We start from the raw sequence: 12,011 nt of genomic DNA, 5'->3' as shown, positions 1-12,011 counted from the left end.
GTCCTTGCGGTCGGTTCGGCGGCTCGGCGGGCGGAAAGTCAGCCGACGCCAGCGATCGCCTTGGCGAATTCGCTCGCCGAAAAAGGTTCGAGATCGTCGACCTGTTCGCCGACGCCGATGAAATAGACCGGCAGCTTGTGCTTCGCCGCGATGGCGACGAGGATGCCGCCGCGCGCCGTGCCGTCGAGCTTGGTCATCACCAGCCCGTTCACGCCCGCGATGTTGCGGAAAATCTCGACCTGGTTGAGCGCGTTCTGGCCGGTGGTGGCGTCGACCGTCTGGAGCACGGTGTGCGGCGCGTCCGGGTCCAGCTTGTTCAGAACGCGCACGATCTTTTCCAGTTCGGCCATCAGCTCGGTCTTGTTCTGCAGCCGGCCGGCCGTGTCGATGATCAGGACGTCGGAGCCTGCGGCCTTCGCCTTCTCGAAGGCATCCCAGGCAAGGCCAGCGGCATCGGCGCCGAGCTTTGTGGCGACAACCGGCGAGCCCGTCCGCTCGCCCCAGATCTTCAACTGCTCGATGGCGGCCGCACGGAACGTGTCGCCCGCCGCCAGCATGACCTTGAGCCCGCCGGCCGTCAGCTTGGCGGCGAGCTTGCCGATCGTGGTCGTCTTGCCGGTGCCGTTGACGCCGACGACCAGGATCACGTGCGGCTTCACCGAAAGGTCCAGTTCCAGCGGCAGCGCCACTGGCTTCAGCACCTTTTCGACCTCCTGCGCCATGATCGTCCGGACCTCGAGATCGGAAACGTCCTTGCCGTAGCGTCCGGAGGCGAGCGCGTCGGTGACGCGCATCGCCGTCTCCATGCCGAGATCGGCGCGGATCAGCACGTCCTCGAGGTCCTGCAGCGTGTTTTCGTCCAGCTTGCGCTTGGTAAAGACGCCGGCGATCGAGCCGGATAGTTCGCGCGAGGAACGCGACAGGCCCTCGCGCAACTTCTGGAACCAGGTCTGACGGGCGACGGGCGTCGCTGCGGCGGAACCGGCGTCCTCGGCCTTGCGCTCGACAGCCTTGCCGACGGTAATCCGGCCGGCTGGCGCAGACGACGATGGATCAGGAGCCGAGGCCTCGGGGGCCGTGGGGTCGGAGGGACGTGAAGCGGACACCGCACGAACGTCGCCGATTTGATCTTGCGATGGATCGTCCGCGTTCGGCGGCGCGATCGCTTCCATCTCGGGCGCGATCTCGTCACGCAGGGGATCGGCGTGCACGGGTGACGGCTCGCGCAGCGGCGGCCTGATCTCCGCCGAAAGGTCGGGCGCGTCCGGCGTCTCCGTGGTCGCTGACACAGGCGCGTCGACGATCGGCGTTTCCACATGGTCATCGGCTGGCGTCTCTTCGCCCTTGTCCTTGCCGAAGGAAAAGACCTTCTTGATGAAGCCAAATGCCATTCGTGGGTCCTCAGGCCGCAGCCGCTTGTCGCGGCGCGGCGACAAGCCTGGCGCCGTCGTTGCCGGCGATCCGCACCGTCACGATCTCGCCCGGCGCGCCGTCGTCGAGGCCGACCAGGGTGAAGCCTTCCGTGCGGCCCAGACCCTCGCGCTCGACCAGCACGCGCTGTTTCGTGCCAGTCAGCGCGACGAGATGCCGGCGATAGGCTCGCTCGCCTGCTTCGCGCAGCCGTGCAGCGCGGTCTTTTACCGTCCGGCGGTCCACCGGCGGCATGCGGGCGGCCGGCGTTCCTTCCCGCGGCGAGAACGGGAAGACGTGAAGATGCGTCAGCCCGCATTCGTCCACGATCCTCAGCGAGTTCTGGAACATCGTCTCGGTCTCGGTCGGAAAGCCGGCGATGATGTCGGCGCCGAAGACGATGTCTGGCCGCAGCCGTCGGACATCCTCGCAGAAGCGGATCGAATCCTCGCGCAGATGCCGCCGCTTCATGCGCTTGAGCACCATGTCGTCGCCGGCCTGCAGGGACAGGTGCAGATGCGGCATCAGCCGCATCTCCGTGGCGATGGCCTCCATCAGATCCTCGTCTGCCTCGATGGAATCGATCGACGACAGCCGCAACCGCTCGATGTCGGGCACCTGGCGCAGGATCGTGCGAACCAGCTTGCCGAGACGCGGGGCGCCAGGCAGGTCGGCGCCATAGCTCGTCATGTCGACACCGGACAGCACCACCTCTCGGTAGCCATTGCCCGCGAGTCGCCTGATCTGCTCCACCACCGCGCCCATCGGAACCGAGCGCGAATTTCCGCGACCATAGGGGATGATGCAGAACGTGCAGCGATGATCGCAGCCGTTCTGCACCTGCACGAAGGCGCGCGCGCGGCCCTCGATCGCATCGACCATGTGCAAGGCCGTTTCGGTCACCGACATGATGTCGTTGACGCGGGCCTTCTCCGTATCGTTGATGCCGAAATCTGGCAGCGCCCGGTAGTTGTGTGCGGCGAGCTTTTCCTCGTTGCCGAGAACGAGGTCGACCTCGGCCATTCCAGCGAAGCTGTCGGGATCGGTCTGCGCGGCACAGCCGGTCACGATGATGCGTGCTGCAGGATTGTCGCGGCGCGCCTTGCGGATCGCCTGCCGCGCCTGACGCACGGCCTCGGCCGTGACGGCGCAGGTGTTGAAGATCACAGCGCCGCCCGAAAGGGCGCCGAGACCCGCCGTCTCGGCCTCGCGCTTCATCACCTCCGACTCGTAGGTGTTGAGACGGCAGCCGAAGGTGACGACGTCGATGCCAGCGCGATCGCCCGCCGTCACCGGGCATCCTCCGTCTCGCGCGCCCAGATGCCCGTCTCCGGGTCGAACTGGCCGGAAAACTCCCACTCGGCAGGGCCGGTCAGCACGACATGGTCGTCGTCGCCCCACGTCACGCGCAGCAATCCGCCGGGCGCCTTCAGTTCCACGCTGCGTGACGTGCGTCCAGTTCGCGCGCCTGCGACGGCTGCGGCGCAGGCAGCCGACCCGCAGGCCTTCGTCAGCCCGGCGCCGCGCTCCCAGGTGCGGATCGTCATGGCATCGCGCGAGGTAACCTGCGCGATGGTGATGTTGGCGCGCTCGGGAAAGATCGGGTGGTTCTCGAGAAGCGGGCCGATCCGGTCGAGCTCGTAGGACCAGACATCGGCGTCGACCCAGAAGATCGCATGCGGGTTGCCCATCGAGACGACCGACGGCGAATGCAGCACCGGCGCGTCGATCGGTCCGGCCTGGAGTTCTATGGCGCGTGTGTCGCGAAACTCTTCGGCCAGCGGAATGTCGCGCCAACCGAACTTTGGCGTGCCCATGTCGACCGAGATCAATCCATCCCGGTGCAGTTCTGCATTGAGGATGCCTGCGACGGTCTCGAAGGTGAACAGCGTCTGGCCGTTTTCGGCCGCGAGCGCCTGCACGACGCAACGCATGCCATTGCCGCAGGCCTGCGCCGACGAACCGTCCGAGTTCAGGATGTCGACAAACCAGCCTGTCCCGGGGGTGCGAGGGTCATGGATGGCCATGATCTGGTCGAAATGCGTGTCCTTGTCGGCGGCGAGTGCCAGCGCCGCTGCGGGCGTCACCCGGTCGGACCGTCCGCGCATGTCGGCAACGATGATTTCGTTGCCGAGCCCGTTCATCTTCGCAAAAGGGGCACGGAGTGTCATGGGTGTTGACCGAACTTGACCTGTTCAGCCCGCTATATGGCCGAACACGTCCCGGATTACCAGTATCGGCGGCACGGCCTCGGCACCCGCAGGCGCCCGCATCCCTACGCCAGCGCAATGATGCCGAACAGAACCAGCAGGAACAGGACCAGGACGAGCCCGATCAGAATTTTCGCGCCCGTCAACGCCGCGCCAGAAATGGCGTTGAAGCCCAGCAGCGCGGCGACCGCAGCCACGACCAGCAGTATCAGGATCCAGTCTAGCATCATCGTTTCCTCATATTGACACTGAGGAAAATGGAGTGGGGGCTGAATCGTTCCTGTCGGGCGCAGTTACCCCGTGGAGGCCGGCACGTCCCAGACTTCGCCCGGCAACATGGGCCTGAACCGGTCGCGCGCAATGGCGCGCGCGTCCAGAGCGGCATGGAGATGGTCGCGTGGTTCCTCCACCGCTTCGTTGGTGAGTTGGAAGGTCCCCCAATGGCAACCGGCCGCGAACTCCGTCTTCGAGAGTAGCATGCCTTCGACGGCTTCCTGCGGGTTCTGGTGCTGCCCTTGCATGAACCAGCGCGGCTCGTAGGCGCCGATGGGCAGCACCGCGAAGCGAAAGCCGCCATGCTTGCTGGCTGCTTCCCGGTAGTTGATGCCGCGATGGAAACCGGTGTCGCCGGCGTAGTAGATCTTGCCTGCCGAGGTTTCGACTGCAAACGCTGCCCAGAGCGCCATTCTGCGGTCGCCTGTACCTCGTGCCGACCAGTGATGCGCAGGCTCGATGTGAATGCGGGCCCGGCCATGCGGCAGCACGATATCGTGATGGTGTCCCCAGTCTCCTTTCGCGATCCGCATCGTCGGTACCGCGCGATGCAGGATCGTGTCGTTTCCCAAGGGAGTCACGACCAGCGGGTCGTGCTCCGCCTTCAGCCGCTTCAGCGTCGCAACGTCGAAATGGTCATAGTGATTGTGAGACAGCAGCACGACGTCGACCTTCGGCAGGTCCTCAAACGCGATTCCTGGTGCGTTGACACGGCGTGGCCCCGCGAAGGAGACGGGCGAAACCCGGTCCGACCAGACCGGGTCGGTGAGGTAGGTCAGTCCGCCGGCCTGGATCAGCATCGTGGCATGTCCCACCATGGTCACGCGTAGCGCGTGCTCGGTCGAAAGCCGTTCGGGCGTCGCCTGCGGGAAGGGGCTCGGCCAGGATTTGGGCCATTTCTTCTTTCCGCCGCCAAGCTGCCAGCGAAGCAGGTCGGAGAAAGCCGCGGGCGGCACGCCGTCCGGATTGAAGAAGATGCGCCCATCGTAGTGATCGCTTGCCGGGCCGACGTAATAGGGGTTTTCGCCGCTGTCCTTTGCTGCCAGGGCGCCGCCTCCAGCCACGGCCGTCAGGCCGGTCAGTCCCGTCCACTTGATCAAGCTGCGCCTGTTCATGCCTTCGTCCTGTGTCACGTCTTCCATCCTTCAAGCAGATGGTGTGCCTCGTGGCGCCCGTCAAACGCGGCGGCGGGGTTGGATGCGCCGGTGCTTTGCCGACGCGGATAATTTTCCAACAGGGCGTGAAATCACGACCCTCTTCGTGTTATCGACCCAACAATGCCATGTTTCTGGCCGACTCGCGAAGCGGGACGGCTCGTTTGCCACACCGTCCTCATGGAGGATTACGCATGATGCTTTCGACTGCCGGGTTGACGAAAACCGGCCTTGCCGCTGCTGCCATGGTTGCGCTTGCCATCGTGTCCGGTTGTCAGAGCAGCCGCGTGGGCTCGCTCAACACGCGGCCGGAGCCGCTTCAGCCGGCGCCGTCCGGAGCGGTCGTCGCGAGCCAGTTGCCGCCGCCCTCCGGGCCGAGCGATGCCAGTTCTTTCCCGCCCCCGCCCGGGATGACGAATGATGGCCAGCAGGTCGCGGCCCTCGACCCGAACGCCAGCGCGCCGGCCGGTGCGCCCGACCTCACGGCCGGCAGCGTCGCCGGCGTCTGGAATGCCACGGTGGCCGGCCAGGGATGCCGTGTCGCGACACCGCAGACCAAGTTCGGCCAGGGCTTTCGCGCCGGCCCGCTTCGCTGTCCGATTCCGCTGGACGGCGTGAAGTCGTGGAACGTCGCAGGCAAGCAATTGTCGCTCTATGACGGCAATGGCGACCTGCTCGCCCGGCTCTACTCGTCGAGCCCGGAGCGGTTCGATGGACAGATGACGTCCGGTCAGCCCATCTCTCTCAGCCGCTGACGCATCGATACCGGAACACCGGAATACGGCCCTGATGAAGACGCGCGACGGACTCCAGCCCTTCCGCACGCTTCGTCAGGCCTATGGGGACAAGGTGGAGCGGGGCGAGATGACCCGCGATCCGGCCCAGGAACCGTTGGTGGCCGCTTTCGATCGGCTGATCGAGGATGTCGCGGCCAAGCGACTGGCGGCAAAGTCGAGTTCGCTCGGCTGGTTGTTCGGACGCAAGCGCCAGACCAGGGAGCCCGTCAGGGGCCTCTACATTCATGGTGGCGTCGGGCGCGGCAAGACCATGCTGATGGACATGTTCTTCGAGCTGGTGCCGGTCCGGCGCAAACGGCGGGTTCACTTCAACGACTTCATGGCCGAGGTGCACGATCGCATCGGCCGCCACCGTGCCGCGGTCAAGGCCGGCACGGCAAAAGGCGACGATCCCATCCCGCCGGTGGCAAGGGACCTTGCCGAGCAGTCATGGGTGCTCTGCTTCGATGAGTTCTCCGTCACCGACATCGCCGATGCGATGATCCTGTCGCGCTTGTTCTCTGCCCTCTTCGATGAAGGTGTCGTGCTTGTCGCAACCTCCAACGTCGCGCCCGACGACCTCTATCGCGATGGCCTGAACAGGCCGCTGTTCACCCCGTTCATCGCCATTCTGAAACGCCACGCGCAGATTCTGTTCCTCGACGCGGACACGGACTATCGGCTCGAGAAACTGGACGGCGTGCCCGTTTACATGCATCCGATCGACGCCGCCAACGAGCATCGCTTCGACGAAGCCTGGCGCGCGTTGGTCGATGGATCGGTCGAAAGGGCAGACGAGGTGGTCGTGAAGGGCCGTCATGTGCCCGTTCCCCGTGCGGTACGCGACGCCGCGCGCTTCGCCTTCGCCGACCTGTGCGAGAAGCCGCTGGCCGCCCGCGACTATCTCGCCATCGCGGATCGCTATCGGACGATCTTTCTTGGCGGCATCCCGGTCATGGACGACAGCCGCCGCAACGAGGCGAAGCGCTTCATCCTGTTGGTCGACACGCTTTACGATCGCAAGGTGCGCCTCGTCGCGACTGCTCAGGCCGCACCCACGGAACTCTATCGCGGCCGCATCGGCGCCGAAGCCTTCGAGTTCGACCGCACCGCCTCGCGCCTGATTGAGATGCAGAGCGAGGAATGGCGCGATGCCTGGGAAGCCGCTTCGGCAACGCAGGATTCCAACGGCGCTCTTGCCGTGCGTCAGGACGAACCTCGAGTCTGATCTTCGTGCATCGGATGAAATTTTGACGTTTACGTAAATCCCAAGCGCATTAAACGATTGAAATCCTTGGGTCTGAAATTTTCCATTGAGTTTTTCTTCCCTTGACGGTATGGCGTCGGTCAATTTTCCGCCGGACCAAGGCGACCGACAGACCGGCAGAAACAGACGCAATCCTGTCATCCGGGCCGGGTAGGCCCAAGCAGTCGCGAGGGAAATCCACCAAAATGGCACGCAGCAAGATCGCGCTCATCGGTTCCGGCATGATCGGCGGAACGCTGGCCCACCTGATCGGTCTCAAGGAACTCGGTGACGTCGTCCTGTTCGACATCGCCGAGGGAATTCCGCAGGGCAAGGGGCTCGACATCGCCGAATCCTCGCCCGTCGACGGCTTCGATGCGCATTATCTCGGCGCCAACGACTATTCGGCCATCAAGGGCGCCGATGTTTGCATCGTAACCGCCGGCGTGCCGCGCAAGCCCGGCATGAGCCGCGACGACCTGCTCGGGATCAACCTCAAGGTCATGGAGCAGGTGGGCGCCGGCATCAGGAAGTATGCCCCGAATGCCTTCGTCATCTGCATCACCAACCCGCTCGACGCCATGGTCTGGGCGCTGCAGAAGTTCTCGGGCCTGCCGAAGACCCATGTCGTGGGCATGGCCGGCGTGCTCGACTCCGCCCGTTTCCGCTACTTCCTTGCCGAAGAGTTCAAGGTTTCGGTCGAGGACGTGTCGGCGATGACGCTCGGCGGCCATGGCGACGACATGGTGCCGATGGTGCGCTACTCCACCGTCGCCGGCATCCCATTGCCCGACCTCATCAAGATGGGCTGGACCAGCAAGGAGAAGCTGGACGCCATCGTCGAACGCACCCGCAAGGGCGGCGGCGAGATCGTCGCGCTTCTCAAGACCGGCTCCGCCTATTACGCGCCGGCCGCGTCGGCCATCGCGATGGCTGAATCCTACCTCAAGGACAAGAAGCGCGTTCTCCCCTGCGCTGCTCATCTCGATGGCCAGTATGGCCTGAAGGACATGTATGTCGGCGTTCCCGTCGTCATCGGCGCCGGCGGCGTCGAGCGCATCATCGAGATCGACTTCAACAAGACCGAGCAGAAGATGTTCGAGAAGTCCGTCGCCGCCGTGCAGTCGCTCTGCGAAGCCTGCGTCGGCATCGCCCCGAACCTGAAGTAACGGAACCATAGCCCGATGAACATCCACGAATACCAGGCCAAGCAGGTTCTGAAGGGCTACGGCGCGCCCGTCGCCGAGGGCGTCGCGATCATGTCTGTCGGCGAAGCGGAAACGGCGGCGAAGTCGTTGCCGGGTCCGCTCTATGTCGTGAAGAGCCAGATCCATGCCGGCGGCCGGGGCAAGGGCAAGTTCAAGGAACTGTCGCCCGACGCCAAGGGCGGCGTGCGGCTGGCGAAGTCGATCGAGGAGGTCGTCGCGCACGCGACCGACATGCTCGGCAACACGCTGGTCACCAAGCAGACCGGGCCCGAGGGCAAGCAGGTCAACCGCCTCTACATCGAGGACGGCGCCGACATCGAGCGCGAGCTCTACCTGTCGATTCTCGTCGACCGCACCGTCGGCCAGGTGGCCTTCGTCGTCTCCACCGAGGGCGGCATGGACATCGAGCAGGTCGCGCACGACACGCCCGAGAAGATCATCACCGTCGCGATCGCGCCTGAAAAGGGCGTCACCGCCGCCGATGTGGCGAAGCTGAACGAGGCGCTGGCGCTGTCGGGCGATGCGGCAAAGGACGGCGAGAGCCTGTTCCCGATCCTCTACAAGGCCTTCGTCGAGAAGGACATGGCGCTGCTCGAGGTCAACCCGCTGATCGTCATGAAGGACGGCCGGCTGCGCGTTCTGGACGCCAAGGTGTCGTTCGACGGCAACGCGCTCTTCCGCCACGACGACATCAAGGCGCTCCGCGACGAGTCCGAGGAGGACTCCAAGGAAATCGAGGCCTCCAAGTGGGACCTCGCCTATGTCGCGCTCGACGGCAATATCGGCTGCATGGTGAACGGTGCGGGCCTCGCCATGGCCACCATGGACATCATCAAGCTCTACGGCGCCGAGCCGGCCAATTTCTGCGACGTCGGCGGTGGCGCCGGCAAGGAGAAGGTCGCGGCCGCCTTCAAGATCATCACCGCCGATCCGGCCGTGAAGGGCATCCTGGTCAACATCTTCGGTGGCATCATGAAGTGCGACGTCATCGCCGAGGGCGTGATCGCCGCGGTGAAGGAGGTCGGGCTGACGGTTCCGCTCGTTGTGCGCCTCGAAGGCACCAACGTGGAGCTGGGCAAGAAGATCATCAACGAGAGCGGCCTCAACGTCATCTCGGCCGACGATCTCGACGACGCGGCCAAGAAGATCGTCGCGGCCGTTCAGGGCTGACGACGGGGTTCCCATCGGGTCTGCAGGGTCTTGCGGTTGATATGTCATGTCCCTCGGCCCGGTCGGCTTGCTGGCGAGTGCGGGAGTGAGGGTTAGCGAGGCGTTCGGCTTGACGAATGTCAGCCTTTGATTGGTTGGGGAGGAGGGCCGCATGACTCGCAGGCTTCCGAAGTCGTCCCTTGGCACCGCCTTCGTGGCTCTGGTCGCCACGCTGACCGCCCATTCCACGCCCGCGTTCGCCGAGGACTACGACGTCGCCTTCGTGAAGGCCTTCGCCGATGCCTGCGTGCCGCAACGCATGAGCTATCCCGGCACGGTGGACACGGCGCGTGCGGCCGGCTGGCGAGACGCAGAGAGAACCGCCAACGCCGAGCTCGACGCGCTGATGGCGAAGTCGGAGGCGGAGGCGGAGGATCCCGAACTGCAGGGGACGTTCGAATACACGATCTTCTCCAGGCCTGTGCTGGAGCAGGACCACTATCTCGTCGTCAGCCGGGCATCCTTCATCATCGGTGACGAGGACGACCCGCTCAATCCCTGGGTCTATATCGGCTGCTATCTCTACAATTTCGATGCGAAGGCGCCGATCGGACCGGGACAGGTCAGCGCCCTGCTCGAGAAGCCCGTGGGCAACCGCCATTTGGACGACACGCTGACGAGCTATGTCTGGGGGCCGCCATGCCCGATGCCACGCACCGGCGACACCTACCTGACATTCGTGCCGGAAGGCAGCCCGCACCAGGCCGCCACAGGATTTTCCGGGCTGGTGCTGAAGTTCGAAACCTCCGAGCCGAACCCGGGAGAGGTGGTGCCGGAAACCTATTGCTGAGCATCGCGCGCGACCAGCGTCCAATGCCCGTGGACGCGCCTGCTGCTTTCGCTTGCCAATCCGTCGCACACACATTATGTGCTCCACATAACCCGTGTAAGCCGTGAACGCGTGACCAAGAACCTGACCCTCGCCATCGACGACGACCTGCTCGACAAGGCGCGGGTTCTCGCCGCCATGCGTCGCACGACGGTGAACGAGATGGTCAGAGTCTATCTCCAGCGGCTTGTCGAACAGGAGCGGGAGCGGGACGAGGCGCGGGAGGAATTGTTGCGTCTGATCGACGAATCCGAGGGCGACTTGGGCGATCACCGCCCCTCCCGGGACCAGACCTATTCCGGGCATCGCCGCTTTGATTGATGCAACCGATGTCTTCCTCGACACAAACGTCTTCATCTACGCCGCGCAACGGGTACCCGATGCGCCGGAGAAGAAAGCGATTGCGCGCCGCATCGTCGTGGAGGCGAATTACTGCACGTCGTCCCAGGTCCTGGCCGAATTTTTCGTCAATGTCTGCAAGGAGGGCAAGACGCCTCTTTCGGCCGCAAAGGCGGCCGAATGGGTGCGGGTCATCGCGAAGAAGCCATGCCTGCCCGTCGATGCGCACGTCGTCCACGCCGGCATCGCCATTTCCATGCGCTACGAGATTACCTACTGGGACGGTGCGATCATCGCGGCGGCCGAGAAGCTCGGCGCGAGGACAGTCTATTCCGAAGATCTCAACCATGGCCAGACCTACGGGTCCGTCACGGTCCTAAACCCATTCCTAGCATCCTGAAGCAGCGGAGAGCGCAGCGTCCATGTCGATCCTCGTCAACAAAGACACCAAGGTTCTCGTCCAGGGCTTGACCGGCAAGACCGGCACCTTCCACACCGAGCAGGCGCTGGCCTATCACGGCACGCAGATGGTCGGCGGCATCCATCCCAAGAAGGGCGGCGAGACCTGGGCTGGGTCGAAGGGCGAAAGCCTGCCGATCTTTTCCTCCGTCGCCGAGGGCAAGGAGCGCACCGGCGCCAGCGCTTCGGTGGTCTACGTGCCGCCGGCAGGTGCGGCCGAAGCCATCATCGAGGCGATTGAGGCCGAGATCCCGCTGATCGTCTGCATCACCGAGGGCATCCCGGTCATGGACATGGTCAAGGTCAAGGCTCGTCTCGACCGGTCGGCCTCGCGCCTCATCGGGCCGAACTGCCCGGGCATCGTGACGCCGAACGAGTGCAAGATCGGCATCATGCCCGGGAACATCTTCCGCAAGGGTTCGGTGGGCGTTGTCTCGCGCTCCGGAACGCTTACCTATGAGGCGGTGTTCCAGACCTCCAACGCCGGTCTCGGTCAGTCGACGGCCGTCGGCATCGGTGGCGATCCGGTCAAGGGCACGGAGTTCATCGACATGCTCGAGATGTTCCTGGCCGACGACGAGACCCAGTCGATCATCATGATCGGCGAGATCGGCGGTTCGGCCGAGGAAGACGCGGCGCAGTTCCTCAAGGACGAGGCGAAGAAGGGCCGCAGCAAGCCGATGGCCGGCTTCATCGCGGGCCGTACGGCCCCGGCCGGACGCACGATGGGCCATGCGGGCGCGGTGATCTCCGGCGGCAAGGGTGGCGCGGAAGACAAGATCGCGGCCATGGAATCGGCGGGTATTCGTGTTTCACCCTCGCCGGCGCGACTCGGGCAGACTCTGCTCGAAGCCCTCAAGGGCTGATTACGAGCATCGGGACCGGCCGCACCAGCGGC

The 12,011-nt window shown here is 64.8% G+C and carries 13 protein-coding genes; 8 read left to right on the top strand and 5 right to left on the bottom strand.

What is annotated here, in order from left to right:
- Positions 1–38 precede the first annotated feature (38 nt).
- From ftsY to EJC49_RS00750, 5 genes are all read right to left on the bottom strand, one after another.
- On the bottom strand, positions 39–1,436 hold the full coding sequence (gene ftsY, locus EJC49_RS00770; protein ID WP_425358783.1) for a signal recognition particle-docking protein FtsY: 1,398 nt from the start codon (positions 1,434–1,436) through the stop codon (positions 39–41).
- Positions 1,402–2,703, bottom strand: coding sequence for a tRNA (N(6)-L-threonylcarbamoyladenosine(37)-C(2))-methylthiotransferase MtaB (gene mtaB / locus EJC49_RS00765; RefSeq protein WP_126697540.1), 1,302 nt, complete (start codon positions 2,701–2,703; stop codon positions 1,402–1,404). Before mtaB ends, ftsY begins: the two co-directional genes overlap by 35 nt.
- Positions 2,700–3,581: a diaminopimelate epimerase gene (gene dapF, locus EJC49_RS00760; protein ID WP_126697539.1), complete on the bottom strand. Its 882-nt coding sequence runs from the start codon at positions 3,579–3,581 to the stop codon at positions 2,700–2,702. Before dapF ends, mtaB begins: the two co-directional genes overlap by 4 nt.
- Positions 3,582–3,685: 104 nt before the next feature.
- On the bottom strand, positions 3,686–3,847 hold the full coding sequence (locus EJC49_RS00755) for a DUF1328 family protein (RefSeq protein WP_126697538.1): 162 nt from the start codon (positions 3,845–3,847) through the stop codon (positions 3,686–3,688).
- Between the two features lie 66 nt (positions 3,848–3,913).
- Positions 3,914–5,008 carry an MBL fold metallo-hydrolase gene (locus tag EJC49_RS00750; protein WP_126697537.1) on the bottom strand — a complete coding sequence of 365 codons (1,095 nt, stop codon included), beginning with the start codon at positions 5,006–5,008 and terminating at the stop codon, positions 3,914–3,916.
- A 236-nt stretch (positions 5,009–5,244) separates the two neighbouring features.
- Between EJC49_RS00750 and EJC49_RS00745 the strand changes: the two genes are divergently transcribed.
- The 8 genes from EJC49_RS00745 to sucD all read left to right on the top strand — a co-directional run bounded on the left by EJC49_RS00745 (position 5,245) and on the right by sucD (position 11,979).
- Positions 5,245–5,802, top strand: coding sequence for an AprI/Inh family metalloprotease inhibitor (locus EJC49_RS00745; protein ID WP_126697690.1), 558 nt, complete (start codon positions 5,245–5,247; stop codon positions 5,800–5,802).
- A gap of 34 nt (positions 5,803–5,836) precedes the next feature.
- Positions 5,837–7,051 carry a cell division protein ZapE gene (gene zapE / locus EJC49_RS00740; protein WP_126697536.1) on the top strand — a complete coding sequence of 405 codons (1,215 nt, stop codon included), beginning with the start codon at positions 5,837–5,839 and terminating at the stop codon, positions 7,049–7,051.
- 224 nt (positions 7,052–7,275) lie between these two features.
- Positions 7,276–8,238: a malate dehydrogenase gene (gene mdh / locus EJC49_RS00735; RefSeq protein ID WP_126697535.1), complete on the top strand. Its 963-nt coding sequence runs from the start codon at positions 7,276–7,278 to the stop codon at positions 8,236–8,238.
- Positions 8,239–8,253: 15 nt separating this feature from the next.
- On the top strand, positions 8,254–9,447 hold the full coding sequence (gene sucC, locus EJC49_RS00730) for an ADP-forming succinate--CoA ligase subunit beta (protein ID WP_126697534.1): 1,194 nt from the start codon (positions 8,254–8,256) through the stop codon (positions 9,445–9,447).
- Between the two features lie 151 nt (positions 9,448–9,598).
- A complete protein-coding gene (locus EJC49_RS00725; RefSeq protein WP_126697533.1) occupies positions 9,599–10,276 on the top strand; it encodes a hypothetical protein in 678 nt (225 codons plus the stop codon).
- A gap of 111 nt (positions 10,277–10,387) precedes the next feature.
- Positions 10,388–10,636, top strand: a complete 249-nt coding sequence (locus tag EJC49_RS00720; RefSeq protein ID WP_126697532.1) for a DUF6364 family protein — start codon at positions 10,388–10,390, stop codon at positions 10,634–10,636.
- On the top strand, positions 10,629–11,054 hold the full coding sequence (locus EJC49_RS00715) for a PIN domain-containing protein (RefSeq protein ID WP_126697531.1): 426 nt from the start codon (positions 10,629–10,631) through the stop codon (positions 11,052–11,054). The genes EJC49_RS00720 and EJC49_RS00715 overlap by 8 nt, the downstream gene beginning before the upstream one ends.
- Before the next feature lie 22 nt (positions 11,055–11,076).
- Positions 11,077–11,979 carry a succinate--CoA ligase subunit alpha gene (gene sucD / locus EJC49_RS00710; RefSeq protein WP_126697530.1) on the top strand — a complete coding sequence of 301 codons (903 nt, stop codon included), beginning with the start codon at positions 11,077–11,079 and terminating at the stop codon, positions 11,977–11,979.
- Positions 11,980–12,011: the final 32 nt, after the last annotated feature.

This window comes from Aquibium carbonis, assembly GCF_003970795.1.
GTDB classification, from domain to species: Bacteria; Pseudomonadota; Alphaproteobacteria; order Rhizobiales; family Rhizobiaceae; genus Aquibium; species Aquibium carbonis.
The sequence above is the reverse complement of the archived record's forward strand: the minus strand, read 5'-3'. Positions and strand labels throughout refer to the sequence as shown.

Bases quoted from the DNA above. Each gene is read 5' to 3' on its own strand.
- dapF (WP_126697539.1), bottom strand. From the start codon at position 3,581: ATGACACTCCGTGCCCCTTTTGCGAAGATGAACGGGCTCGGCAACGAA.
- EJC49_RS00755 (WP_126697538.1), bottom strand. From the start codon at position 3,847: ATGCTAGACTGGATCCTGATACTGCTGGTCGTGGCTGCGGTCGCCGCG.
- EJC49_RS00750 (WP_126697537.1), bottom strand. From the start codon at position 5,008: ATGAACAGGCGCAGCTTGATCAAGTGGACGGGACTGACCGGCCTGACG.
- EJC49_RS00745 (WP_126697690.1), top strand. From the start codon at position 5,245: ATGCTTTCGACTGCCGGGTTGACGAAAACCGGCCTTGCCGCTGCTGCC.
- zapE (WP_126697536.1), top strand. From the start codon at position 5,837: ATGAAGACGCGCGACGGACTCCAGCCCTTCCGCACGCTTCGTCAGGCC.
- mdh (WP_126697535.1), top strand. From the start codon at position 7,276: ATGGCACGCAGCAAGATCGCGCTCATCGGTTCCGGCATGATCGGCGGA.
- sucC (WP_126697534.1), top strand. From the start codon at position 8,254: ATGAACATCCACGAATACCAGGCCAAGCAGGTTCTGAAGGGCTACGGC.
- EJC49_RS00725 (WP_126697533.1), top strand. From the start codon at position 9,599: ATGACTCGCAGGCTTCCGAAGTCGTCCCTTGGCACCGCCTTCGTGGCT.
- sucD (WP_126697530.1), top strand. From the start codon at position 11,077: ATGTCGATCCTCGTCAACAAAGACACCAAGGTTCTCGTCCAGGGCTTG.